The organism is Corynebacterium kroppenstedtii DSM 44385 (assembly GCF_000023145.1).
Taxonomy (GTDB): Bacteria; Actinomycetota; Actinomycetes; order Mycobacteriales; family Mycobacteriaceae; genus Corynebacterium; species Corynebacterium kroppenstedtii.
Genome location: NC_012704.1, coordinates 120,731 through 145,978, shown reverse-complemented (window position 1 = coordinate 145,978; position 25,248 = coordinate 120,731). Strand labels below are relative to the sequence as shown.

Annotated in this window: 18 protein-coding genes; 10 read left to right on the top strand and 8 right to left on the bottom strand. The window is 57.7% G+C overall.

Annotated features, from left to right (window positions below):
* Positions 1-106 precede the first annotated feature (106 nt).
* Positions 107-3,016 carry a multicopper oxidase domain-containing protein gene (locus CKROP_RS00555; RefSeq protein ID WP_012730792.1) on the top strand — a complete coding sequence of 970 codons (2,910 nt, stop codon included), beginning with the start codon at positions 107-109 and terminating at the stop codon, positions 3,014-3,016.
* Here the strand turns inward: CKROP_RS00555 and CKROP_RS00550 are convergent.
* Positions 3,009-4,970 (bottom strand): ribonuclease H-like domain-containing protein, encoded by a 1,962-nt coding sequence (locus CKROP_RS00550; RefSeq protein ID WP_052292304.1) that lies wholly within the window; start codon positions 4,968-4,970, stop codon positions 3,009-3,011. The genes CKROP_RS00555 and CKROP_RS00550 overlap by 8 nt on opposite strands.
* 206 nt (positions 4,971-5,176) lie before the next feature.
* Between CKROP_RS00550 and CKROP_RS00545 the strand changes: the two genes are divergently transcribed.
* The 3 genes from CKROP_RS00545 to CKROP_RS00535 all read left to right on the top strand — a co-directional run bounded on the left by CKROP_RS00545 (position 5,177) and on the right by CKROP_RS00535 (position 7,493).
* Positions 5,177-5,803: a DUF6474 family protein gene (locus tag CKROP_RS00545; protein ID WP_012730790.1), complete on the top strand. Its 627-nt coding sequence runs from the start codon at positions 5,177-5,179 to the stop codon at positions 5,801-5,803.
* Between the two features lie 519 nt (positions 5,804-6,322).
* Positions 6,323-6,691, top strand: a complete 369-nt coding sequence (locus tag CKROP_RS00540) for a histone-like nucleoid-structuring protein Lsr2 (protein ID WP_012730789.1) — start codon at positions 6,323-6,325, stop codon at positions 6,689-6,691.
* 145 nt (positions 6,692-6,836) lie between these two features.
* On the top strand, positions 6,837-7,493 hold the full coding sequence (locus CKROP_RS00535; protein ID WP_012730788.1) for a DUF2020 domain-containing protein: 657 nt from the start codon (positions 6,837-6,839) through the stop codon (positions 7,491-7,493).
* A 39-nt stretch (positions 7,494-7,532) separates the two neighbouring features.
* Here the strand turns inward: CKROP_RS00535 and yidC are convergent, their stop codons facing one another.
* Entirely contained in the window at positions 7,533-8,876 is a 1,344-nt protein-coding gene (gene yidC, locus CKROP_RS00530) for a membrane protein insertase YidC (RefSeq protein ID WP_012730787.1), read from the bottom strand.
* 217 nt (positions 8,877-9,093) lie between these two features.
* Here yidC and CKROP_RS00525 point away from each other — a divergent pair, with 217 nt between their 5' ends.
* Positions 9,094-10,059, top strand: a complete 966-nt coding sequence (locus CKROP_RS00525; protein WP_012730786.1) for a class E sortase — start codon at positions 9,094-9,096, stop codon at positions 10,057-10,059.
* Positions 10,060-10,071: 12 nt separating this feature from the next.
* Positions 10,072-10,224, top strand: a complete 153-nt coding sequence (locus CKROP_RS11395) for a hypothetical protein (protein WP_012730785.1) — start codon at positions 10,072-10,074, stop codon at positions 10,222-10,224.
* 39 nt (positions 10,225-10,263) lie between these two features.
* Here CKROP_RS11395 and CKROP_RS00515 read toward each other — a convergent pair whose 3' ends face one another.
* The 3 genes from CKROP_RS00515 to CKROP_RS00505 form a co-directional block, all read right to left on the bottom strand.
* The gene (locus tag CKROP_RS00515; protein ID WP_012730784.1) at positions 10,264-10,884 is read right to left on the bottom strand and encodes a TetR/AcrR family transcriptional regulator; all 621 of its coding nucleotides are present in this window, start codon (positions 10,882-10,884) and stop codon (positions 10,264-10,266) included.
* A 180-nt stretch (positions 10,885-11,064) separates the two neighbouring features.
* Positions 11,065-11,964: a universal stress protein gene (locus CKROP_RS00510; protein WP_012730783.1), complete on the bottom strand. Its 900-nt coding sequence runs from the start codon at positions 11,962-11,964 to the stop codon at positions 11,065-11,067.
* A gap of 241 nt (positions 11,965-12,205) precedes the next feature.
* Complete coding sequence (locus tag CKROP_RS00505) at positions 12,206-13,366, bottom strand: LLM class flavin-dependent oxidoreductase (RefSeq protein ID WP_012730782.1); 1,161 nt, start codon at positions 13,364-13,366, stop codon at positions 12,206-12,208.
* A 184-nt stretch (positions 13,367-13,550) separates the two neighbouring features.
* On the opposite strand from CKROP_RS00505, the gene CKROP_RS00500 reads away from it, so the two are divergent.
* From CKROP_RS00500 to CKROP_RS00485, 4 genes are read left to right on the top strand one after another with little or no spacing between them, the layout of a single operon-like run.
* Positions 13,551-14,633 carry a pseudouridine synthase gene (locus CKROP_RS00500; protein ID WP_052292302.1) on the top strand — a complete coding sequence of 361 codons (1,083 nt, stop codon included), beginning with the start codon at positions 13,551-13,553 and terminating at the stop codon, positions 14,631-14,633.
* A 52-nt stretch (positions 14,634-14,685) separates the two neighbouring features.
* On the top strand, positions 14,686-16,980 hold the full coding sequence (locus CKROP_RS00495) for an arabinofuranosyltransferase AftB family protein (RefSeq protein WP_012730780.1): 2,295 nt from the start codon (positions 14,686-14,688) through the stop codon (positions 16,978-16,980).
* Between the two features lie 8 nt (positions 16,981-16,988).
* Positions 16,989-17,756 (top strand): ABC transporter ATP-binding protein, encoded by a 768-nt coding sequence (locus CKROP_RS00490; RefSeq protein ID WP_012730779.1) that lies wholly within the window; start codon positions 16,989-16,991, stop codon positions 17,754-17,756.
* Positions 17,753-20,371, top strand: coding sequence for an ABC transporter permease (locus CKROP_RS00485; RefSeq protein WP_012730778.1), 2,619 nt, complete (start codon positions 17,753-17,755; stop codon positions 20,369-20,371). The genes CKROP_RS00490 and CKROP_RS00485 overlap by 4 nt, the downstream gene beginning before the upstream one ends.
* Positions 20,372-21,400: 1,029 nt before the next feature.
* Here the strand turns inward: CKROP_RS00485 and CKROP_RS00475 are convergent.
* From CKROP_RS00475 to CKROP_RS00465, 3 genes are all read right to left on the bottom strand, one after another.
* A complete protein-coding gene (locus CKROP_RS00475; protein ID WP_041628994.1) occupies positions 21,401-23,158 on the bottom strand; it encodes a dipeptide ABC transporter ATP-binding protein in 1,758 nt (585 codons plus the stop codon).
* 77 nt (positions 23,159-23,235) lie between these two features.
* A complete protein-coding gene (locus CKROP_RS00470) occupies positions 23,236-24,321 on the bottom strand; it encodes an ABC transporter permease (RefSeq protein WP_012730776.1) in 1,086 nt (361 codons plus the stop codon).
* Positions 24,314-25,240 carry an ABC transporter permease gene (locus CKROP_RS00465; RefSeq protein ID WP_012730775.1) on the bottom strand — a complete coding sequence of 309 codons (927 nt, stop codon included), beginning with the start codon at positions 25,238-25,240 and terminating at the stop codon, positions 24,314-24,316. The genes CKROP_RS00470 and CKROP_RS00465 overlap by 8 nt, the downstream gene beginning before the upstream one ends.
* Positions 25,241-25,248: the final 8 nt, after the last annotated feature.

Sequence of the window (25,248 nt, the reverse complement as noted above, 5' to 3'; positions counted from 1 at the left end):
GTAGACCGAAGCGGTGGGGTTCGAAAGGCTCAGAGCATGATTATATGCACATTTTCGATGCCCATTTTCCCGTTTGTCCTCGGTGTGGAATAGCGTAGAAATCACTATGAGTTCCCGCGATGAATCTCTCCCCGTCTCCCCTGATAGTTCGGCTCGGTCTTCTCACTCCACCGACGACAATTCCGCTGGGCAGACCAGCCCCGGCCGGTCCCACGGGCCTACTTCCGGCCGGCCGCGCGAGTCATCGTCCTCGAAGACATCAGCGAAGTCCTGGCACCGACGCGCCTCCCGCCCGGTGAGCTTGTGGCTCGCCGCCATCATCGTCCTCGCCTTGGCGCACCCATTTGTGCCGAATAACCGCTGGATGATGGTGCATTTCTTCACCCTCGGCGCACTGATGAACTCGATTATGGTGTGGTCGCAGCACTTCACCGAAAAATTCCTCCACCAGCGACTCCCCGACTCCTCCCGGCCGAGACAGGTGGCCTTAATTTATGCCCTCAACGTGGGCGTTATCCTCTGCGTCATTGGGCAGGCATTTAACGACGCTGCACGCGGCGCGCAGGGGTGGGCGTGGATCGTCGTCACCGTGGGAGCTGTCATCGTTGGTGTGGCCGTGGCGATCCACGCGATATCGCTCATTTCGCAATGGGTGAAGGCACGTCGCGGTGCTGCGAAATCCGGCTCTGAACTGGGAGATTACGCGGCGATCGTCATGTTCTACATCGCTGCGTCGTTAATCTTGCCCATTGGCGCGGGCTTGGGCGCGACCCTGGCCCATCCTCTTCCGGGGACGTGGCATGATCGGCTGATTGTGATGCACATGGCGGTCAATGTGCTCGGCTTCGTCGGCCTGACCGCGGCGGGCACGCTGACCATTCTTTTCCCAGCTATTTGGCGTGCGCGCGTATCGGCATTCCGCCCAGTTCCGACGCTTGCCGCGATGCTGGCCGGCATCCTGGTCCTGAGCATCGGCACGATTTCCGGGCGCTTCGAGCTCGTCGGCATCGGCATGGTGGTCTACGGGGCGGGCTGGATCCTGTGCGCACGCCCGTGGGCGGGGATCGTCCGGAATTCCCGGCGCGTCTCCCACGAACCACCTGCAATTTTCGCGCGCTCGTCGGTAGCCTTCGCAGTGGTCTGGGTCATCGGCACGATGCTGGTCGCAGGGATCAGCCAGATCCTGAACCCAGACGAGATTATTTCGACGCCGACGGTTCCTCTGGTGGTTGGTTTCGGCGCGCAATTACTCATTGGTGTGATGTGCTACCTGCTTCCCTCGACGATGGGCGGCGGCGGTAAGGCCGTGTCACAGGGGCTTGCGACGCTGGATTTCATGGGGCCTGCGCGGACGACGATGGTGAACGTCGGCTTGATCCTGTGGGTTCTTCCCGTCGGCGGATGGCTTCACATTGTGGGCTCATTTGCTGCGGGTATTGGTTTAGCGATGTTTGTTCCGCTGGCGGCGGTGTCAGCTAAAAACCAGGTTAAGGCGATTCGAGCCCAGGCTGCGGCACGTCGTAAAAAGGCCGATGAGTCGGCGACGTCGTCTGCTTCACCTGCCGACGAGGCCGGTGCCAACGCTGCCCGCGCGATTCCCCCGAACCCGCCGCATTCACGGTCGCCGCTTGCCCAGGTTGCGGCCACGATGTCGGCGATCGCGCTCATTGCATGCGCGACTCTCGCCATAACCGGGACCGGCAGTGGTTCGTCGGACAATTCCGACGGCTCCACCGTTGCAGCGACCGGGCATACCACGTCGGTCACCGTGACGGCCAAAGGCATGTCTTTCAGCCCCAATTCCATTGACGTTCCCGCTGGTGACCGCCTCAAAGTGACGTTAAAGAACGACGGCGACCAAGTCCACGACCTCAAGCTGGCCGATGGCATCGAAACGGGGAAAGTGGACCCCGGAGAGAGCAAAACGTTCACATCGGGCGTGATTACGAAGAAGACCAAAGGTTGGTGCACCATCCCCGGCCACCAAATGCGCGGTATGGAACTGACCGTGAACACCAAGGGCGGCTCAAACGGTTCCGCCGGAGCGAACTCCACCGACAGCGATTCCAGCGGCGATGCTGCGTCGGATAAGGATGATGTTCACGCCAGCGGGCACTCCATGGCATCGACGAATACGGATAGTCCGCTGAAACCCGAGGTCATCCGCGATCCGTCAGTGGATCCTGCACCCGAGGGGACAACGCACAATATTGATTTGACGGTCTCGCAGGTTAACCGGACAATCCGGGAGGACGGCACGAAGCGCGCGTCGTGGACGTTCAACGGCGCGCCCATGGGGCCGGTGCTGCGTGGTCACGTCGGCGATGAGTTCGTCGTCCATCTGAAGAATGATGGTTCTATTAGTCACTCGATTGATTTCCACGCGGGCATGGTGAGCCCTGACCAGCCCATGCGGTCCATCAAGCCTGGTGAGTCGCTGGAGTACCGGTTCCGTGCCGAGCACGCCGGGATCTGGTTGTATCACTGCGGTACGGCTCCGATCAGTATGCATATTGCTGCCGGCATGTTCGGTGCTGTGATTATTGATCCGCCGGACCTGGACCCCGTGGATCATGAATACATCATGGTTCAGTCGGAGCTGTATGGCCTGGGTAAGGACAAGGACAATCCGGTTGATTCCGCGTTGCTCCACAGCGAACAGCCCAGCAAGGTGGTGTTTAACGGCCTGGAGAATCAGTACGTCCAAAAGCCTCTCGAGCTCAAGCACGGTGAGCGTGCACGGTTCTGGTTGCTCAATGCGGGCCCGAATATTTCCGAGTCCTTCCACATTGTGGGAACGCAGTTTGATACCAGTTACAAGGAGGGTTCGTACACTCTCCGACATGGGCGTGACGCCTTCGGTGTCGACGATGGAGGCTCTCAGGCGCTTGATCTTTTGGCCGCTCAGGGCGGTTTTGTGGAAGCCGACTTCCCCGAGGCCGGTACCTACACGATGGTTAACCACCAGTTTGCCGACGCTGAACGCGGCGCGATGGGCAAAATCAAGGTCAGTTAAGAGCAGCGTGTGGGGCGGGCATGGTGTGCGCGCCCGGCGCGCCTGCCGTGAGCCAATTCCTGACGACGGCGGTCGCGCGACAGTCATCCCTGTTGTAGCGGAGAAGTAGTGCGCGGGCGTCGTGTTTGCTCGTCACTCCCGTGGGGATGGGAGCTAACGGATCAACCCCTTTTGACTGCATAAACACCGATAATGATGCTTCCCCGTCCATGTCGGCGTCTTCCCAGTGAAAACCGGCAAGTGGCGCGACGGTTTTCAAGCCCAATCCTGCCGGCCCCACGAGTTCGCTTTTGACGGCTGCATACACGTCAACCCATTCTGGCGAACGGATGAACTGGTTGACCTCCGCGACGGTGGGGACAGTGACCGTTGCTGCGGGGGCGGGCGCTGGTTCCGACGCCTCGGAGGCGGCAGTGCTGAAGGTGAGCCCGCCAAAGCGCTGAGCAGACCGTTTGAGCCACATGTTCTCCCCTTGCGCCCCATAACAGTAGGCAGCGAAGCTCTGGCCCCGGGCATGAGCACGGTCCCGTTGATCCATCAGCCACGCCCAAAACATGGCGAAATTTCGCGCTTCGGCATCCGAGTTCAGATGCTGCCACGTCACAAAGGGCCGGTAGGTGGATCCGTCCCAGGTTCCCCACAAGTAGCATCCGCGCTCGAGGTACGCTTCCATGTCCACATCGATTTCGACATCTGCCCTGCGGACAACGTCGGCATCACCACGTGCAAGGCCCGTCCGTACTCCATTTACGCGCGCCGTGTTTTCATCCGCCGTGTTCTCACGCGACCTATTCCGACGTTGCCGCACCTTGTCCGGGCGATGAACCGCTGTCCACCCTTGCGTGTACGCGTACGCCATGATGCTGGCGTCGCCACAGTCAGCGTCGGCAAGCTGATGAACAGTGGATATGCCGGCAAGGCGATATTTGTCCGCCCGCGCCCCGTGAAGAACGAGGCTGATATCGTCCATCTGCTTCAGCTCTGCGTGGCAATCGCGCTCAAAGCGGCAGGTGCTGCACGCTTTAATTTTTCGCGGCTGCGTAGAGATAGGCACGCGAACTGCATCAACAAAGCCGTCGGTCATCGTGCCGACGGGCCACACCGCGACATCATGAGCCCCCTGCCCCACAATCCCGATCAGATCCGACGACAATCCGACGTCGCGAAGAGCATAATGCGCCGCGACCAGCGGATGAATGTCTCCGGAGTGCGTTTTGGCCCGCCCCGATCGCCACAGGGGAGCCGATGTGCCCAATCTCGGTAAGGAAACCGACATAATGCGCCGCGTGGGGTCTGGCACGATGCCTTGGTGCGTGCTCACGGTGACCGGCATGTAGCGAGCCTCATGCGGAAGCGCCGATGAATCCACCCGAACCAGCAAGTCAGGCGCGGTACGGATAATGATGTCATCCGTGGGGTTCAGCGCTGGATCGGTGGGGTCAGCCAACCACCACGGGTTCGCCACGTCCACACTGGGGCGCGCACTTTGCAGCTCTGCCATGGATATCCGCGCCGTGAGCCGCGGGTTGATAATCACTCGTACGCCCTCAGCCAGGGCCTCCAGGGTGGCGCACTCCTGGGCATCCCACATTTCCTCACGATCCTGGGATGTGGGTTGCGTCCCCGCATGATCGCGGTCCGCCTGGGTCTCGGCTGCCGTCGCCGATCCGGCATCGGTCGTCGATCCAGCTTCCTGAACACAATCAGCGATCGTCATCGTGAGTGATTTTTTATTGCCGACGCCGGGTACGGTGGCTCCGTCGTCGCTCAGCTGCCCGAATACCAGAGTGCGTTCGAGTTCCGACCGGGCCTGACGTGCTCGAGCTGCTTCGCGTGGTGGGCGAGGGTGGCCTTCACGATCGAAGGTGCGGCGTTGGCGAATACGATACCGACATCCCGATAGCTCTGTAGCCTCTACGGGAGTATCCGTGGGATGGGGTCTCGGTGCAGTCATTAGGTTCATTATTTCAGGCGGGCTCGCGCAAAATCTGGTGAGGGCACCACAATTAACGCTCTATGGCAGGATAACCGTTAGAGTAGAAGACGATAGAAGTAGTTAAAATTTACGTGAACTACTGAGCATTCCAACACGGTAGCGCAGAGCAAGTGCCGGTCGGTTACGCGCCAGCGCATTAGCTCTGAACTCAACAAGGATGGATCATGGGATTACTAAAGCGAGCACGTCAAAAACGTCGCGACCGTAAATTAGCTGAAAAGATCGCGAAGCGTCAGGCGAAGTCCCGCGCTAAGGATGAAAAGAAGCTCAACGCGAAAAAAGAGAAATATCTGAACAAGACCGCCAAAAAGGTCATGAAGCAGGATGCGAAGGACCGCAAGGACCAACGCAAGCATGAAAAGGACCTTGCACAGGCCGCTGTGCAGCAAATTCGTGAGCGGAGTTTCTCGCCCGCTAAGGCTGCAAAGTGGGCTGGTGCGCTTCGCGTGGCGGCTCCGGTAGTTATCCCCCTGATCTACAGAGCGGTCAATGGAATTGAGGGCCGGAGCGTAGCGAACAAAGCCAAGAAACTGGGGCTATCTGCTCAGGACTTGTCTCGGTTCCGCGGCGATGGGGCCCCGCTGAAAGCTCGTGTAGAGAATGTGCGAGTTCAGGCGAAGGACGCCCCGTCCGGTTTCGCCAGGGATGTCAATAAGCGGCTCGATCTTCTGCTCAATAACATTGAGAGCGCAGAGAAGATGCCGAAGCAGCAGCGTAACCGCGCGCTATCGAAGGCATCGGCTGAGCTGGATGCCATGCAATCGGAGATCCACCACAAGATCTCGCATTAATACCCATCACTCATTCCTCCCTCCGCAGGGTCGTTTACCCTGTGGGGGTTTTTCTTTGTGGGCAGGATAGTGGCTGGCGTGGTGGGACTACTTTTCTATTACAAGCTCTTTGCCTTCCTTATGTTTTGCTGGCAGTTGGATCGGGATTATGCCCAACAGATCAAAACACCCTGTGTAAACGCGTAGTAAAAACTGATTGACAGTGGTGAAAAATCGCCTCAGGAATATCTGTTGGTACGGCATTAATAGTGTTCAGGACTGGCTGAGTGCTGTAAAAGAAGCTTTCCAATAAATAGAGAAATTAATGGTGCGCACGAGTAGACTTTCGCCGAATATATACGCATAATGGTGTAGCATATGGTGTTATCGACATATGGTTACGACCATTTGATGTCATCCATTTGATGTCATCGTGTCGTACGATGCCGCGTGACAGTGCTCAATCATGGTGTGTGATCGTAGAGTTCACCGCGGCTAGCTTCTTTCACCATAAGAAAAGATTGATATAAGGAGATAACAATGGCACGTCGATACGTTCCACAAATTTTTGACGACCTAGATGGAACCGAACTTACCGAGTCCGACGCAACAGAAATTCACTTCAGCGTTGACGGCACGGCATACATGCTGGAGGTTTCGGAAGACAACGCCCGTAAATTCCACGAGGCTTTAGAGCCATTCATTTCCTCCGCAACAAAAGAAAGCGGCCGTGGACGTCGTCGTTCCTCGTACCGCAACAATGTTTCCTCGGAGGCCACCAAGGCTCGCAACCGCGCAATCCGTAAGTGGGCCAATGAGAATGGCTACCACGTCGCACCTCGTGGCCAGATTAAGAAAGAAATCATCGAGGCTTACGATCGCGCTCACCCGGTGAACAAGGATTCCTAAACCGAAACATTCCGTTTCCGGTTATTAATCCTGACCGCGATGGATACCGCACACAGCGGTGTTCATCGCTTTTTTCACGACATATCGATTCCGACATTTCGGTTCCGATAACGCCTGCAACAAATACACGAACCACAATCGACGCATGAAACGACACCTCACACGCCACAAGAGCTCCCGTGTGGCCTTCTCCACCGTCCTTGCCGCCATCACCGCACTATCGCTGGCTGCATGTTCTAGCGACGGATCGAGCGGATCGGACTCAGATGGCTCTACAGCCAGCTCTCAGGCCGTCTCAGCCGAGGTGGCCGCCGACGGCCTCCCCATCGATGCCCGACCCTCCTCTGACGCTTCAGACTCGACGCCGTGCCCGTACTTGGCCAATCAGGACATGGCAGACCTGAACGGCCAACGCGTCACCGGGGTGTCCGTCGATAAGCGGTTTAATCCCCCAGCCTGCCAATGGCTTTCTTACGGAAATACGCCCCAAGCGCAAACAATCATTCGGACAGCTAAAAACGAACAAGCAGCTATCGATATGATCAGCGCGGCTATCACTCACCCGGGAACGACGGATGATGGCGCAACAATTACAAAGAATGCAGACAATTCCGTCAGCGGTGGCGACGTTGAACACACCAACCAACCGACGGGGTGGGAGGGGTATCGCGCTCAAGCGGAGAATTCGGCAGTGTATGCCATTCGCAAAGGGCCAGTGGTCGTTATTGTCCACTCCGATCAAACCCAGACTGTGAAAACACAGAAGATTGCCGAAACAGTGATTGAACACTTACAGCTCTAGTCATTGAAGCGCAGACAAGCCGCGGCCTATTGACGCGGTCTATTCGCGCGGCCCCCAACCCGAATACGACGGTCCACGGCGCTTCTTCGGCTTTTTCGCAGTATGCGCTATTTGTTGTGGCACCATCGCTCCATGCGTCTGGGCCGCAACGATTTTCTTCCGCTTCTCATCCAGCTCTGGGGTCTCTAGCGTCTCTTTCAGAGCATGCCGGCCAGTCTCAATCGCCTTAATCTGGGGCCTGTTCGCACGCGCGGCTGCCGCCGCCGCGGCCTGCCGGGCTTGTCTATCGGCCTCTCGATCAGCCGCTCTCTTCTCCTGCTTCTCCCGCTTCTTATCCAGCTTCGCCTGTTTCTTCTCCTGCTTATAGGCCTTTTTCTCTCGATGGCCTTCCAACCATAGGGCCGGAATCCGCCAAGGTCGTATCAATCCCCTCCCCCGACGGCGCCACTTATTTCGCTTCAGGGTGCGCTTTTTCTCTTTCTTAGCGTGCTTTTTCTCATCATGCTCAGCCTTCGTCCGTGCAAAATGTTCACGAAATTCCTGAGTGTAGGGATACTTTTTATCGATTGTTCGATAGAGCAAAATGTTTTGGCTCATCGTCCACAAGTTATTCCCCACCCAGTAGAACAAGATGGCCACCGGAACCGGACTCGTCAGGCCGAATAACAAGGGGCTGGCACTACCCATGATCGCCATAGGAATGATGATCTTCTGCATCCTCACAGCGATGGGATTGTCGTGCTCTAGCTGACGATAACTGCGGTACGTAGAATACGACATGTTAATCGTCGTAAAGGTCGACGCGATAAGAACGAGCGGAACGGCCAAGGTATAAATCGTTGACTTATCCGTGCCCATTGCCTGTAAACGTTCCGACGCCATAGCCGCATAGGCCGGCAAAGGAACACCAAAAGCCTTAGCTTGAAGAAATTGCCCCACATCTTGACTGGTTAAGAAACCAATGGGCTGGTGTTCCGTCGTCCCAAGACCACCTTTGGGCCGAGCCATATGGATCAAGACGCGATATAAACCTAAGAAGAAGGGCAACTGGATAAAGACCGGTAAACACCCAGCACTGAGCCGGTAACCAGCGTCTTTTCGCGCCTTTTGTTCCTTGGCTATGCGTTCCTTCCGGGCAGCAGTCCCGGGCTTATCTTTATATTCTTCCCGAATTTGATTAATGACCGGGCGCAGATTCACTTGAATGCGGGTCGACTTATATTGCGCATATGCAAAGGGAAGCAGAATAAGACGGACCGTCATGACTAACAAAAACAAAGAAGCGATCCATGACGAAATTGGATCTGCACCGAGCGCCGTCAGAAGCACATGCCACAGTTTGATCACTCCCGAAACCGGATACGCGAAAAGACTGTAGATCATGCACTACCTCTCAATTTATCTGCGTGAGGGCCACAACAATTCCTGAACCGTTCCTATTAACTAGTCAGGAACACCACCATAAGACAATAGCGTTCCACCAAGAGCGTTCCTACCTTGAGAGGGATATCAGTTACCCGGGCAGCGGGCGGTACGGAACGCAGCTGCCTCACACAAGGATTTTCGCAGAAGTGCTTCTATCTGCCGTACACTGCCGTCTATGGTTCGCCATAGTAAGGAAACAGTCACGTCTCCGGTCTCGCCCGGCGAACTTGCCGCGCAGCAATCCGAACAGGCCGATACTGGTGATACACATTCCAGCACCAGCGCTACACAGGCCAGCGCCGACACTGCACCATCTCTGGATAACGCCACGACATCGTCAGGCGGATCGGTATCAGCCGGCGCCGGCCGGCGTCAGACCAGCACGGCGTCGAAAATTCTAGGTGTCAGCGGAGAACTCATCCTTACCATTGGCATCGCCATCATGCTGTTTGTGATCTACGAAGCCTACTGGACCAATATCCAATCCGACCACGAACAGTCACAGGCCAAAAGCCAGCTCGACGACAAATGGGCCAACGCGCGCAACACCCTCAATGCCGACGAGGGCGAAGCCATGGGAAAGCTGCGCATCCCTACATTCGGTTCGGACTGGAACTACGCGATTATCCAGGGGACGTCGGCCAGTGACCTTAGCCGCGGGCCCGGGCACTACACCCGAACTCAAAATCCCGGGGACAAGGGAAACTTCGCACTCGCCGGGCACCGTGTCAGCCGTGGCGCTCCATTTAATGACTTGGGGTACCTCAAAACCTGCGACTCAATCGTCATCGAAACCCGTGAATCCTGGTACGTGTATCGCGTTCTTCCCATCGACGAAAAAGGCGCCGACCGTGAAACTGCCCTGGCACACTGCACATCGCCGGCGGTAGCTAAACAGGCGACGACGGGCGATTATGCCTCCGTTCGTGGGCTCTACATTACGACTCCGAGCAATATCAGCACGATCGCCCCGGTGCCTGGGAAAGAGGACTCCACGCCGGAGTCCGCGGGGCTGTCCATGATCACGTTGACCACGTGCCATCCGCAGTTTTCCAATGCCGAGCGCATGGTGATTCACGCTGTGCTCGACCGCGTCGAAACGAAAGATGGCAACAAAACACCAGCCGAATTAGAAAGCTAAGGAGAACACCACATGTACGCATGGATTTGGCGGCACCTCCCCGGCCCCACCTGGTTTCGCGTGGTTGAGGCACTCGTGCTCATCGCGGCAGTCGTGCTGATTCTGATGCAGTTTGTGTTCCCTGTGATCAGCGACTGGATGCCATATAACGACGTCCGCGTGTAGGGAGTGCGTGGGGCGCCACGCACTCGTTACATAGAGGGCCTAAATGACGTAATTGCCGGGTGGTGCAGATAGCAGCTGCCGTGCCAGTTCCCGGGCAATTTGAAGCGGAACGACGTCGCGGCTCATCTTCGCCCCTGCTAGGCCCCCATCCAAGAAAACCATGATCTGTTCCGCAATAGTCCGGGACGCGTAGCCGTACTTCTTGGTCAGCAGCTCCGCCATCGTGTCGCGGCACCACCGACGGTGTTCCAATGCTGCTTGGCGAATTCCCCGTTCCCCATCATTTTCCGGGCGCGGGTATTCGCTCGCCGCATTCTGAAAATGGGACCCCCGATAATTCTTCCCCGGCTCCTCGCTAATACAGATATCGAAAAACGCCAGAATCTTGTCTTGCGGTTTTTCGCGCTGATCGGCGAGTTCATGCCAGCTCGACCGCCATTGTTCGTCTAGCTGCTCTAAACAGGCAATGACTAAGTTATCTTTGGACCCGAACAAAGAATATAAGCTGGCCTTAGCGACGTCGGCCTCTCGGAGAATACGGTCAATACCGATAACCCGGATTCCCTCGGTAGTGAATAGACGGGTGGCAGCTTTAAGCAATCGCTGACGAGGGCTCGGCCGATCGCGGCGACGACGAGTCGTTGTTTTTGCAGCTGGCACCTCGCCGTCACTCTCCTTGTCTACTGGTGTCGTGGGGGGCCTAGAGCCCAATGGCCTATGAGTAAGGGTCCTGATGGCATCTACATCCATCAACCGACCAACTTACTACTTAACGTGTTCCCAAGGCCACACGACACCGCGACCGAGGTAGCAGTCCCGCTGTAGGTGCCGGGATCGCACCTACACCTTGCTTTCAGGTCGGACGACCATCAGCGGGCACGGAGCTTCTTGCAGCAGGGCGCGCGACGTCGATCCCAACAACATACCGCGGAATCCACCGCGACCATGGGAACCAACGACGAGCAATTGCGCATCCTCGGAAGCGTCGGCAAGTGCCCGGACTGGGCGGTCGCGAGTAATAATCTGCTCGACCTCCACGTCAGGGTACTTATCCTTATAACCGCTGATCCGCTCAGCGAGCAGCCGCTTCTGGTCTTCTTCAATCTCTTCCCACTGCTTCTGGGCTGCATTCAACCCGGCAAGGGAAGCCTGAACCTGCATATCAATCCACGTGTGAACCGCACGTAACGGGGCCTTACGGGCACTGGCCTCGGCAAATGCCATTTCGATAGCCTTCTCAGCAACTCCCGTACCGTCAACTCCGACGACGACGGGACCGTACTTCGTCGCCGTCGATACGTCGGATTCTTCACGTACAACGACGACGGGGCACTTCGCGTGGCTGACGACGGCGGCTGAGACGGAGCCCATGACCATGCCCGAAAAACCGCCCAGGCCACGCGACCCCATGACAATCATGGTGACGTCTTGGGAGATATCGAGCAGCATATCGATGGGGTTGCCCTCTTCCACCTGATAGCTGACCTCGATGGACTCGTCGAAATCCGCAATGATCTTGCGTGCGGTATCAATTTTTTCCATGGCCTCTGCTTCGAGGTCATCGTAGAGTTCCTGCGGAGGAACCATGCCTTCCGCGTATAAAAACTGAGGCATAGAGTACGTGCTGACCAGGCGGATCGGCTCCTTCCGCTTCAGTGCGGTGTTCGCAGCCCACCGGGTAGCCGTCTGAGAGGCGGCAGAGCCATCAACGGCAACAACAATAACGTTTTGCTTCACCATGACATCCCACTTTCGAGGTCACTCATGCGAGCGTTATTGCCCGCACAATGCGTTGCGCTACTAAGGCGAAACTATTTTCTGTGCAGTAATGTTGCTGCCGACACACCGATTATCACAGCCGACGGGCAACACCATTGCCACCTCTCACGGTACCCCCATAACTCGCAATGGTGTACCCCCGAGGTGCACGATACTACCCCCGAAATGGAGTTGCTTTCTGACAAGGCTCGGAAAGCAGATGTCAGGACCTCAACGCCTCCCCCAGCATCTCAATCGCCCTCAGCCGATCCTCCACGTCAAAGGCGTAAATAGAGGCAATAACACCCTGCGCCCCCGTCGCCTGAACAATGCGGGCAATCTTATCCCTCACTTGATCAGGTGTTCCCACGGCGTTCACCTGCAGAGCCGCATCCACCTGCTGCCATGCCATCACATTGCCGTCCCGCACGTCCTTCGGCGGCCTAAACAGCCCACGCGTTCCCGTCACAATCCCATAAAAGCTCTGCTCATGGGTTGTAAACAGGTGGCGAGCTTTCTCCTCGGTCTCTGCCACCATCACATTGATGCCCACAGTGACGTGCGGCGTGCTCAACGACGAACCCGACACGGCACTGCTCCTGGCAGCACTACTGCCGACGCCACCATCGGAGGTATCGCCGTCGACAGTATCGCCGTCGACAGTATCGCCATAAGCTCCTGCAACGAAGTTATTGCGGTACGTCTTGAGTGCCGTCGACAAGCGGAAAGGAGCAAAATGGCTGGCAAACACGAACGGGAGACCCGCGCGAGCCGCGATCATCGCACCATTTTCCGACGAACCCAGCATGAAGAACGGCACGTGGCTGCGCAGTCCCGGAAAGGCATTGACGCGGTGCGCCATCGGACCCATGTAACGACGCAGCTCGGCTAGATCGTGCTCAAAATCCCGTACATCCGACTTCCCCCGACGCAAAGCCTGCGCCGTCATCGGATCCGTGCCTGGGGCACGCCCCAACCCTAATTCAATCCGGCCCGGGTAGAGAGCGTCTAAGGTGCCAAACTCTTCCGCAACGTGAAGAGGCGCGTGATTAGGCAGCATCACCCCGCCCGCGCCGACCGAAATAGAGTGCGTAGCCGCCCCCACTTGCCCAATCATGATCGTGGTTGCCGACGACGCCAACGACTTTGAGTTGTGGTGCTCGGCGAGCCAAAAGCGGTCGTAGCCAGCACGTTCCGCCGCTTGGGCTGAACGGATCGTCGCGTGGAGAGCGTCCGACATTGTCATGCCCTCGCTCACCGGGACAAGGTCAAGAAGACCAAGTTCGATATTGCGGAGGTCGTTGGTGCTGGCATCGGACGGCTGGTCTGATGGTACGTGGCCCGCCGTCACCTGGTCTGATGACGGATTATCTGGGTTAACCATGAACACCCTTCCTACGGTTCTATCTATCGAAGTTCTAACTATCGAGATTCTTTGTTGTGTTCGCTCTACAACCCATAACAACGGTGACGGCCAATTCCGTCCATGATTCTCACTCCGTGCCGTCAGGCGTGGTCCCGCGAGCCTCACTACTGGCACCCTGCGCGCGCCCTTTATGCTGGTCTGCATGGTTCGTGCTCTTGGAATTCGTGACGGGCTTAATCCTTCACATGCCCGTGTACCGGCAGGTGCAGCGCCGATTACGGCCGATGATTTCCTCGAGCACCTGATTTCCTCTCAGCGGCATCGCCACCCCTCCGACACCGCCGCTGCCCGCGCGGAACGGTTCACCGCCGGGCTCGTTCGCGATGGCCGGGGACGCGTCCTCAACCCCACTGACCTGCTTCAACCACATGACGAGATGTGGTTCTACCGCATACCTGCCTACGAAACCCCCGTTCCCGGGCATTGCACGCCGGTGTTTTCGTCACCGGGGATCCTCGTCGTCGATAAGCCACCATTTTTAGCGACGATGCCCAGGGGCCGGCACATCACGGAAACAGCCACCGTCCGTCTTCGACGGGCCACCGGCAATGACAACCTCGTTCCAGCCCATCGACTCGACCGCCCGACCTCTGGACTTCTACTGTTCACTACTCATCCTCGCTATCGCGGGCCATACCAAACGCTGTTCGCGCGTCGACAAGTCCGGAAAACATACCAGGCGATCGCCCCCTACCACCCTGTTCTCGCGGAAAGCACTGACCGCGCCGAGATAGAGCATGTCGCCATCGACTCCGGCACTATCAGCCTCGAGGACGACGGCATTCACGTCCACCAACGCATGGAAAAGACACACGGTTTTATCCAGGCGCGGCTGGAACCCGGAAAGCCCAATGCCGAGACCGTCATTTCGTCGATACGCATGTTGACGGACGACGATGAACGCGCACTTCGGGAGGGCTATCACAACTGGTTCGGGGATCCATTGTGTGACACTCGCTACGCCCTCTACACCATGCACCCGCTATCGGGGAAGACCCACCAGCTGCGAATGTGCCTTAATTCCCTGGGAGTGCCCATTGTGGGCGACCAGGTCTATCCGCGGATATTGCCCGAAGCTATCGACGCTCACCAGCATGTTGATGAAGCATGGCACCAGCCCCTATGCCTGCGATCCACGCAACTGAGCTGGACCGATCCCAACCTCCATCGGCCCATCACCGTGACGGCGCCAGATCTGACTCACACACTGGGGCTGAGTGGATAGCTGCGCCATCATCGCGGCCAACTATGTCCGGCCCAAGTGTTAGTATCCTGGCATGGCCACGAGGGACCCCGAGCAGCATTCATCCGACGCTAAAACCGCCGGGTATGAGGGCAAAAAGACGCCTGTCACAGATAGTGCGGCACAGTCCGCGGGCGCTCGGGTCTCCTTCATCACATCATGGCTGAGTGCACTGGCACTCGCTGTGATCTTCGCTATCGGCGGGTGGCAGCGACGGTGGATTAGCGATGACGGGCTCATCGTCTTGCGTACCGTCCGTAATCTTCTCGCTGGTAATGGCCCTGTTTTTAATGCAGGCGAGCGCGTCGAGGCCAATACATCCGTTGTGTGGCAATACATTATCTACGCCATTGCCGCGGTCTCATCAGCGCGCCTAGAGACCATAGCCATTTACACAGGCCTGGTTTTCTCGGTTCTCGCGGTCGCGATCGCCGCTTTGGGATCGGCTGCTCTTCACCGTTCACCGGCGGCCCTGTTCGTTCCCTGTGGGCTACTGCTCTATATCTGCCTCCCGCCGGCACGTGACTTCGCGACCTCGGGGTTGGAGTGGGGGCTCTCCATCTTCTGGATCGCTGTACTGTGGTTCCTGATGGCGTACTGGAACAACGCACGCGACGAGGCAACACCAGCGAGAACACCTGGGGGTCATTCTCGGCTCCGTCTTCCTCGCTCGAGTTATGCCCTTGCTTTCTGGACTGGATTGAGCTGGCTAGTCCGCCCCGAGCTTGCACTCTACGGAGCCGCCACCATCGTCGTACTCCTTATTATTCATCGACGCTGGACACTTCTCGCGTGGGCAGTTCCACTTCCCCTTCTCTACGAGATTTTCCGAGCAGGCTACTACGGCCTCTTGGTCCCCAACACTGCGGTTGCAAAATCTGCCTCCGGCTCCGACTGGAAACAGGGCTGGCGCTATGTCGTCGATTTCGCTAACCCGTATTGGCTGTGGCTCATCATTCCCATTGCGATCATCATCGGTATCGCAGTGTTCCGGGCCGACGGGCGCCGCACTCCGCTCCCCGTGATCATCATGGTGTCCTGCGGGATACTGCACGTGCTCTACGTCATCAGAATCGGTGGCGACTTCATGCACGGACGCATGTGGCTTCTCCCCCTGTTCGCCCTGGCCATGCCCATCGCCGTTGTCCCCATCCGCTTCGCGCGTGCGTCATCCACACAAGCACAACTCCCGACGGTTGACGGGCACACATGGCAAAAGCGCCACGAACATTCCCGCGCGACGCAGCAGCCACTGGCGGCGTCGGCAATCATCATCATTGCGGGATGCGCAAGTGTTGGAATATGGGGGATCATCCGCCTATGCGCTGGTCACCCCTTTACCCAGCCAACGACCGTCGCAGATTTTAAGCACCTCGACATTGTCGATGAACGCGAATTCTGGACTACTTTTACTGGACACTCAGCGCATGACCCTCTCACCAAGGCGGAAGATTTTTTGGCTGCGCCCACCATGATCAACTACACGGGCTCGCTGGAAGGAACTATTCCCCACGTGGACAGCTCTTCTCACAGCGGAACACCAGATAAGGACTTAACTACCGACGGCCCCCGCGTCCAGCCCTTCGCCTCTGTCCCCACCAAACCCTATAAAGACATACGGTTCGTCTGGACCCCCGTCCCCAACTTCACCAGTCCTGAAGAAAAAGAGGCCTTGGCAAAGCTTGGCAAGAAGTCTTCGACCGTCGATGACGCCACCAGCCACTACGACGACGTGCTCCGCACAGCCAGCGGACTAGATAACACCCCCGTCACGGTCTCCTACATCAACCTGGGGATGACCAGCATGAATGCGCCGCTCGACGTCCGGGTCGTGGACCCCATGGGGTTGGCAAACCCACTCGCCGCCCGCCAATCGCGACAATCTAACGCGCGTATCGGGCACGACAAATCACTACCGCTGTATTGGCAACTTGCCGACAGCGCTACGCCGGTGGCAGACACTCCGTTCTGGGATAGCGAAAAGAAGGTTCACGCAGCACGAATCGCGCTCCACGATTCCGATTTTGTGGCACTATTCGAGGCATACCGCTCGCCGATGTCGCCGTCCCGGTTCCTCAAAAACATCGGATTCGCGCTGACCAAGGGGAATTCACTCGCGTTCTCCTCGAAACCCAGTGACTACACCACAAAAACCACCACGGACGACACACAACCCAATTCCGTCCCCGTTATCCAATGGGGACACAAGACCAAACTCGACAGCGATAAACGCTTGCCCCGTTCCCTCCAACCTGGTTACACCGCGCCGAAGACCACTGTTTTCCCCGACGCAGAAACAACCGAAGAAAACCACACCATATACCCCTAGGCTCACTCATGTCCTCTACTCCAGCCGACGCCAACGCCCCGATTGCCCGGGCTGACGCCATTTCCAAGTACTACGGCAAAGGCGACACCCGCGTCACCGCGCTCGACTCCGTCTCCGTCGAATTCCGAACCAGGGAATTCACCGCCATCATGGGGCCCTCCGGATCAGGAAAATCCACCCTCATGCACTGCATGGCAGGGCTCGACTCCGTCAGCGAAGGCTCCACCTTCGTCGGCGACACCGACCTCTCCACCCTCAACGACAAACAACTCACCCGGCTCCGACGCGACCGCATCGGCTTCGTCTTCCAGTCCTTCAACCTGGTCCCCACGCTCACTGCCTCAGAGAACATCACGCTGCCCATGGACATCGGTGGCCACCGCGTCGACAAGGAATGGTTCACGCACATCGTCACCTCATTCGGCCTCACGAAGCGCCTTGATCACAGGCCCTCCGAACTCTCCGGGGGCCAGCAACAACGCGTCGCCTGCGCCCGCGCACTCATCGGCCGGCCCGACATCATCTTCGGCGACGAACCCACCGGCAACCTCGACTCCAACTCGTCCACCGAGGTCCTGACCACCCTCCGATCCGTCGTCGATGACTACAACCAAACCGTCGTCACCGTCACCCATGACCCCCGGGCAGCGTCCTACGCGGACCGAGTGATCTTCCTCACCGACGGCCACATTGTCGATGAACTCACCGACCCCACCACAGAAGCCATCCTCAGCACCATGGCCACCATCGACAACCCGGATAACCAGGCCTCATGAACGCATCCGCCACACCCAACAATCAGCTGCGCCACCATCCCATGTGGACGCTCTCCTTTCGTAACCTCCGCGCGCACAAGGTTCGGCTCGCGCTCACTGTCCTCGCCGTCATTCTCGGCACAGCGTTCGTCTCTGGATCGTTCATCTTCACCGCGACGCTAAACAAGGCGTTCACCGAGATCGTCACTACCATGTACGACGGCGTCGACATCGCCGTCAAACCTGGTCATGCCACTGATTTCGCCCACCAACGCGACACTATCAACAACATTCCCGGTGTCCGCGCCACCAATGAGATGACCGACATGAATGTCGCCGTCGCCCATGACGACGGCACCATGATCGATACTGGCGGAGCAACGGCACAAATCCTCCCCAATTACCCCGATGACGAGCAAGCCAATACCGCGTGGTCCATTACCCAAGGGCACGCACCGACCAAGTCGGGGGAAGCCACTCTTAACAGCAATGCGGCTAAGAAGAACAACATTTCCCTCGGCGATCACCTCATCGTCGCCACACCCACCATGCGTACCGACGTCACCATCGTCGGGTTCTATACGACGTCGACGAACTTCGGCGGGTGGGCCGGCGTCGCCATGAACCCCGACCAATTCCGCGAACTCGCCGGCACCAGCATCAGCTCCTACAACGTCGCCATCCAACCCGGCGCGGATAAACAGAAGGTCATGGCGGCCATCTCTCGCGCTGTCCCCGGCAGCACGGTTCAAACTGGCGAGAATGCGTCCAAAGAGATGACGTCAAGCATTTCCAACCAGTTGACCTTCATCAACTACTTCCTTCTGGCGTTCGGGGCGATCGGCCTCATTGTCGGCACGTTCATTATTGCGAACACGTTCTCCATGATCGTGGCGCAACGGATCCGTGAGTTCTCACTCCTGCGTTCGCTGGGTGCGTCGCGGGGACAGATCACGCGCTCTGTGCTCATCGAAGCTCTGATTGTCGGCATTGTCGGGTCACTTATTGGCATCGCTGCTGGATTCGGGCTCGTTCATCTCCTTGTGTCGGGGCTCAGCAAAACAGGACTTGACATGCCCGACTCCTCGATACCTCTCACGTGGCAGTCGATGGCGTGGCCACTGGTTATTGGCATCATTGTCACCCTGGTGAGCGCGTGGGCGCCTGCCTGGCGCGCGGGTTCCACGCGACCTGTCGAATCGATGAACGCCACGACGCAATCCGCGCCCTTGCTCCGGCGAACGCTCATCGGGCTCATCGTCCTTGGTGGGGGCGCGGCCCTCGCGTGGTGGGGAAGCTACGCCGACGACTTCGCGACACGGAACCGCATGATCATCCTCGGCATCGGGGCCGTAGCCATCATCGTCGGCACCCTCGCTGTTTCTGCCGCGCTTTCCCTTCCGCTTGTTAGTGGAATAGGGCGCGTTCTCGGACTGCCCTGGCGCTCCGTCGGTAAGCTCGCGGCGACCAACTCGTCGAAAAACCCCCGACGAACTGCGACTACCGCGTTCGCCCTCACCCTTGGGCTCGCCCTGGTGAGTTCCGTCGGCATGATCGGTGCCTCCATGAAAAGCACCGTGTCGGACCTTGTTGACAATGAACTCACCGCGGCCCTCGTCGCAACGCCACCTGGCGCGACGACGGGGAGCATGTTTTCTCTGCCCGGTGGTGTGAACAAGGACATCGCGTCCGTCGACGGGGTCACCGGAGTTGCCCCCTTCTACACACTGGCCAATGCCACGCTGCGGGGAGACGACAAGAACCGTGGATATGTGATCTTCACGCCCGACAATCCGCACGGTTACATCGATCTCAAGATGAAAGAGGGGAGCGAGGACCTTTCCCGCGGCGGAACTATTATTCACGCCAGCTTTGCTAAGAAACACAACCTCCATGTGGGCGACACCGTCGACATCGACGCACTCACAGCCGCTAGCCCGGGTTCCGCCGGCGTGCTTATATCGCAAGGGGGAGCGCCCGCCGACGCGCACGCTACCTCCACCGTCATCGGGATCATGGACAGCAAACTCTTCCCCACCGCGCTGGTGTCACAGCAGGATATCGACAAGATCAGTCCTGATAAACACACGTGGCGCAGTCTCATGACCACGATCCGCACCGATCACACCGTCGACGACGTCACCATGCAGAAAAGGATCAAAGAGAAGGTCAAGCATTACGTCATTGTCCAAGTGCAAACGCGGGACGAATTCAAAGGCCAACAAGCACAACTTGTTAACCAACTTTTGTCCATCCTCTATGGTTTGCTGGCCCTATCGGTGGTCATCGCGATTGTTGGGATTATCAACACGCTGGCGCTCAGCATTGTTGAGCGTCGGCAAGAAATCGGGATGCTTCGAGCCGTGGGCATGGTGCGCGGGCAAGTACGCCGCATGATCACACTCGAAAGCATCCAATTGTCCCTCTATGGTGCGATTATTGGGGTGATCATTGGGCTCTACATTGGGTGGATGTTCATGAACGTCATGAAAACGCAAGGCATTACGCAAATTGTCATTCCGTGGGAACAGATCATCGCCATGCTCATCGCATCCGCCTTCGTGGGCATCATCGCCGCGGTCTGGCCCGGTATCCGCGCCTCGCGCATTAGCCCACTCGACGCCATCGCCGATTAAAAAAGGGAGTGAAAGTCATCTGAGGAGATTATTGAATCTCACAATAACTAATTAGTGATGAAACTCGGCGATGAATTCGACAGCAGAGGTTTCATTAGGGAAGTTTCACCCCGAGAGCCGAGTTTTGGCCCCCGCTTGTCAACAAATATGTATGGGTCAATCAAGAACATAACGATTGCCGATTATTAAGGTCATTGAGGAATGAATCTTTGTCATCACAGTAGATCTCAATAGAAGAAGCTCTGATGCACCCTTTGTGAAGATCTTCTACTAAGACTGGGGGCTCTACCTCAAGCTTCACGTTGACTTCGCTCAGCACGGGGATCCTAAGGCGACCATTTTCGTCTAATGCTATGTCTCCTCCTTGCCCTGCGCTTGTGGGTTTAGCGCTCCTCAAGTGTGACCACGGTATCTCACAAATAAGCCTCTTTCCATATCGGATGACTACTCCCTGTTGGGTTATGAAGTGCGGTCTGTTTCGGACGGATACGTAAAAGCCAGACAGAAGAATGACAGCGTAAATACTGATAATAAGAAAAAAGCATCGCCAAAACCTATGAGAAACAGCCAGATGAACGACGGTAATCTCTACAACACTCAGACCTAAAACCATAAAAACCAGGGTCCGAAGATTTTTATGGGCGGTATAGACCCTGCTGCCATCGTGAGTACCACTAAAGGGCCTAAAGATACTGGGGGCAGAAACAAGGTAGCCAACCTCTGAAACAAGTAGCGCTAACGCTTTACGGGGTACCCCAAATCTCCGGGCCGTCGTAGGAAGCGACGCTGCCCACGAGCCTTCACTGTTGCGATAATCCCGCCACATACCCCCATAAAGCAGCGAGAGCGCTACGCCAACCAAGCCGATGGGGACCAGCGCCCACCAGCTCGCCAAGCCCACCCCCGTATTGACGAGAACGAGTACTGCTATCTCGGAAATGAGAGCACCCGCAACAAGCACTCTGAAAGCTGCCTTCATTTAACCCCCCACTACAAGGCGGGTGCATGACCAGAGAAAGCCCGCACCCGCTACGCACCGCCCAGGTCGATACTCCCGCCCGGGATCGAATCAATCAGGCTACGCGTGTATTCCTCACGCGGATGGTCGAACAGCTCATCCGTTGTTCCGCGCTCCACCAAACGCCCCTGGCGCATCACCAGCACGTCGTCGGCAATCTGCTTGACCACCGCAAGATCATGGGTGATGAACAAATAGCTCAACCCCATCTCCGCCTGCAGCTCATTCAACAGGTTCAGGATCTGGGACTGCACCAGCACGTCCAGTGCAGACACCGCTTCATCGCAGATGACGACGTCGGGATCCAGGGCTAATGCGCGCGCAATTGCAACGCGCTGCCGCTGACCGCCGGATAGTTCCGACGGGAACCTGTGCATCATCGCCGCCGGCATGGCCACGCGGTCCAACAATTCGCGGACCTTCTTTTCGCGGCTCGCTCGATTCCCAATGTTGTGAATCTTCAGCGGTTCCGCGATCGTGTTGAACACCGAATACATCGGATCGATCGACCCAAACGGATTCTGGAAAATAGGCTGCACCCTGCGTCGGAAGGCAAGCTCTTGCTTTCGGTTCAAAGCGGTGACATCGCGCCCATTAAACGTGACCGAACCCCGCGTCGGCTGCAGCAGACCGAGGATCATCTTCGCCACGGTGGACTTGCCTGAACCAGACTCCCCCACCAGCGCCGTTGTGGTCCCGCGTCGGATGTAGAAATTCACATCCGCAGCAGCCGTGAACATGCTCTTCTTCCACGGCGGGCCACCCGGGATCGGAAAATCCTTCCCCAGGTCGTGGACTTCGATAATGTGCTCGACGTCGCCGTCCTGCGCCGCGTGCGGTCCAGTGGTGCGCTCGAGGGCCCTCTCTTCGGCCTCGTGGGCCACTTTTTCACGCTGTTCGATGACATCATGACGCCGCGCCCGCAATGACGGAGCCGCCCCCACCAGCTTTTGCGTGTAGGGGTGCCGAGGATCTTGAAGAATCTCCTGCGCAGGGCCCGATTCCACGACGCGCCCCTGGCTCATCACGACGATCCGGTCCGCGCGCTCGGCCGCCAAACCGAGGTCGTGCGTAATCAGCATCACGGCTGTTCCCAGTTCGTGGGTCAGCGAATCCAGGTGATCCAAAATGTGCCGCTGCACGGTGACGTCCAGTGCCGACGTCGGTTCGTCGGCAATGAGTAGTTTCGGACGCGCCGCCAAACCGATCGCGATCAACGCGCGCTGACGCATGCCACCCGAGTACTCGTGCGGGTACTGGTTCACGCGCTTATCGGCGTCGGGTAGTCCAGCCTCCGAAAGCAGCTCAACAGCCCGCTTGTGGGCAGCGGACCCCGTCGCGACGTTGTTGGCCTTCAGAGCCTCCTTAACTTGAAAACCTACTTTCCACACGGGGTTCAAGTTCGACATGGGATCTTGCGGGACTAAACCGATGTCCGCACCGCGCAGCGCTGTCAGCTCCTTAGGGGACGCGTGCGTGATATCCCGACCGTCGAAAGTGATGGTGCCGCCAGTGACATGCCCCCCACCAGGGAGCAAACCGATGATCGAATGCGCCGTCGTGGATTTACCCGACCCAGACTCACCGACGATCGCGACAGTCTCCCCCGGGTAAATGTCGAGGTTGACGCCGAACACCGTCGGTATCGGCCGCTTCTTTCCGCCGAAGGCGATATCGACGTCACGCATCTGCAGCAGCGGACTGGCATCGTCGCTGGAATTTTGCGTGCCGACGCTGTGCTTCGGTTTGTTCGTGGATTCTGCTTTCACCGAACGAGCCGTCGTGGATTGTGTCTCCACCGATTGCGCCTCCGCGGAGTGTCGGGGTGCGGAATATGGGATCGATGTCATGAGGCCGTACGCTCCTTCGGGTCGAGGGCATCTTTTAACGCATCCCCCAGCATGATGAAGCCCAGCACCGTGATGGCCAGGGCGCCCGCGGGGTAGAACAGGGTCGACGGCGCTGCTCGGAGGGTGTTTTGTGCCGTGGAAATGTCATTGCCCCACGACACCGTTTGCGGTGGTAATCCAATGCCCAGGTAGGACAGCGTTGCTTCCGCCACGATGTAGATGCCCAGCGACGTTGTTGCCATAACGATAATGGGCGCGAGGCAGTTGGGAATGATGTGGCGCAGCAGAATCTTCCACTGCGAAAGACCAAGCGCACGCGACGCCATGACATAATCGTTGTTTTTCACCGTCATGACGGCGCCGCGCACAATACGCGCCATCTGTGGCCAACCGAATGCAGACAGCACCAAGATAACGGTCAGTGTGTTGCGTTCGCTGAACAGCTGCATCAGAACGATGCCCGCAAGGATCAGCGGTATCGCGAAGAAAATATCGGTCAGGCGGGACAACACCGCGTCCAACCAGCCGCCGACATAGCCGGCCACCGACCCGATGATCGTCCCCAGAATCGTGATAACAACTGTGACGGACACACCGGTCACGACCGAGGCACGCGCACCGTACAAGGTGCGGGAATACACGTCGTAACCCTGTCGAGTGAAACCAAAGGGGTGCGAGGCTTCGGGCCCCTCCAGCGATTTACTCAGATCAGCAGTTTTCGGGTCCGTCGACGTGAACAGCCCGGGGAAGAACGTGACCAACAGCACCGCTAGAATAATCACCATTGATACCCAGAACAGGGGCCGACGCCGCAATCGCTGCCAGGCTTCCGCCCACGTGCTCAGTGGTTTTTTGTCCGCCAGGAGATCGTCACGCGATGGTTCATCCGCGGCGACTGTTTCAGCGACCCACCGTTCCGTTCGTGACGACGTAACCAGCCCGGCCCCGTGGCCCTCATGGCGTCCCACCGTCGGCGAGGGTGTTTCCGCTGCCAATGAATCCGCCCCGTGAGACGTCGGCAATTTTCTCGATGTTTTCCCTGCTGATGACCTGTGAGCGGGTGTGTGTGATGGATTAGGCATAGCGGATCCTCGGGTCAAGAAGTGCGTAAAGCAGGTCGATAAGGAGATTCGATACGACGAAGATGATGACTAAGACCGTGACGACGGACACGACAGTCGGCGCCTCGCCCAACATCACAGCGTGATAGACCAGACCGCCCACGCCATTGATGTTGAAGATGCCTTCGGTGACGATCGCCCCACCCATGAGCGCTGCGAGGTCAGCACCGATGAACGTCACGACGGGGATCATCGAGTTCCGCAAAACGTGGTGGAGAATGACCTGCGGTTTGCTCATTCCCCTGGCATACGCGGTGCGCACAAAGTCCCGGCCCAATGCTTCCGCTACTTCGGATCGGGTCAAACGCAACACATAGGCGAAGGACACAAGCCCCAGCACGAATGCGGGCATGAGGAGGTGTTTAAAGTCACCTTGCGCACCGACGGTGGCTGGCAAGATTCCCCATTTAATGCCGAAGAGGAACTGGGCGACGAAACCGATGACGAAGATCGGCACCGCGATAATGAACAGAGAGATAACGAGGACGGTGGAGTCGAACAGCCCACCTTTCTTCAAACCGGCGAGGACACCGAAACCAATACCAAATACGGTTTCAATAACGATGGCCATCAGCGCCAGCCGAATCGTGACAGGAAAGGCATTTCCCAGAACGGTGCCGACGCTTTGTCCGGAGAACGTTTGTCCCAGGTCACCGGTAAAAATCCCCTTGAGGTACAGGAGATATTGGACGATAAATGGCTGGTCTAAGTGATATTGCGAGCGGATGGAGTGGATAATCTCTGGGCTCAGGGGTTTATCCCCTGCAAGTGCTGCGACGGGGTCGCCGGGGGTGAGGAACACCATGGCGTAGATGAGAAATGTTGCGCCGAGAAAGACGGGCACCATCTGTAATAATCGTTTTCCGATATACCAAAACATGAGGGGTC

Excerpts from the sequence above, each read along its gene's own strand:
- CKROP_RS00490 (WP_012730779.1), top strand. The coding sequence starts at position 16,989 with ATGTCCTCTACTCCAGCCGACGCCAACGCCCCGATTGCCCGGGCTGAC.
- yidC (WP_012730787.1), bottom strand. The coding sequence starts at position 8,876 with ATGATCTACAGTCTTTTCGCGTATCCGGTTTCGGGAGTGATCAAACTG.
- CKROP_RS00525 (WP_012730786.1), top strand. The coding sequence starts at position 9,094 with ATGGTTCGCCATAGTAAGGAAACAGTCACGTCTCCGGTCTCGCCCGGC.
- CKROP_RS00535 (WP_012730788.1), top strand. The coding sequence starts at position 6,837 with ATGAAACGACACCTCACACGCCACAAGAGCTCCCGTGTGGCCTTCTCC.
- CKROP_RS00485 (WP_012730778.1), top strand. The coding sequence starts at position 17,753 with ATGAACGCATCCGCCACACCCAACAATCAGCTGCGCCACCATCCCATG.
- CKROP_RS11395 (WP_012730785.1), top strand. The coding sequence starts at position 10,072 with ATGTACGCATGGATTTGGCGGCACCTCCCCGGCCCCACCTGGTTTCGC.
- CKROP_RS00550 (WP_052292304.1), bottom strand. The coding sequence starts at position 4,970 with ATGACTGCACCGAGACCCCATCCCACGGATACTCCCGTAGAGGCTACA.
- CKROP_RS00470 (WP_012730776.1), bottom strand. The coding sequence starts at position 24,321 with ATGCCTAATCCATCACACACACCCGCTCACAGGTCATCAGCAGGGAAA.
- CKROP_RS00495 (WP_012730780.1), top strand. The coding sequence starts at position 14,686 with ATGGCCACGAGGGACCCCGAGCAGCATTCATCCGACGCTAAAACCGCC.
- CKROP_RS00505 (WP_012730782.1), bottom strand. The coding sequence starts at position 13,366 with ATGGTTAACCCAGATAATCCGTCATCAGACCAGGTGACGGCGGGCCAC.
- CKROP_RS00540 (WP_012730789.1), top strand. The coding sequence starts at position 6,323 with ATGGCACGTCGATACGTTCCACAAATTTTTGACGACCTAGATGGAACC.
- CKROP_RS00500 (WP_052292302.1), top strand. The coding sequence starts at position 13,551 with ATGGTTCGTGCTCTTGGAATTCGTGACGGGCTTAATCCTTCACATGCC.
- CKROP_RS00510 (WP_012730783.1), bottom strand. The coding sequence starts at position 11,964 with ATGGTGAAGCAAAACGTTATTGTTGTTGCCGTTGATGGCTCTGCCGCC.
- CKROP_RS00555 (WP_012730792.1), top strand. The coding sequence starts at position 107 with ATGAGTTCCCGCGATGAATCTCTCCCCGTCTCCCCTGATAGTTCGGCT.
- CKROP_RS00465 (WP_012730775.1), bottom strand. The coding sequence starts at position 25,240 with ATGTTTTGGTATATCGGAAAACGATTATTACAGATGGTGCCCGTCTTT.
- CKROP_RS00545 (WP_012730790.1), top strand. The coding sequence starts at position 5,177 with ATGGGATTACTAAAGCGAGCACGTCAAAAACGTCGCGACCGTAAATTA.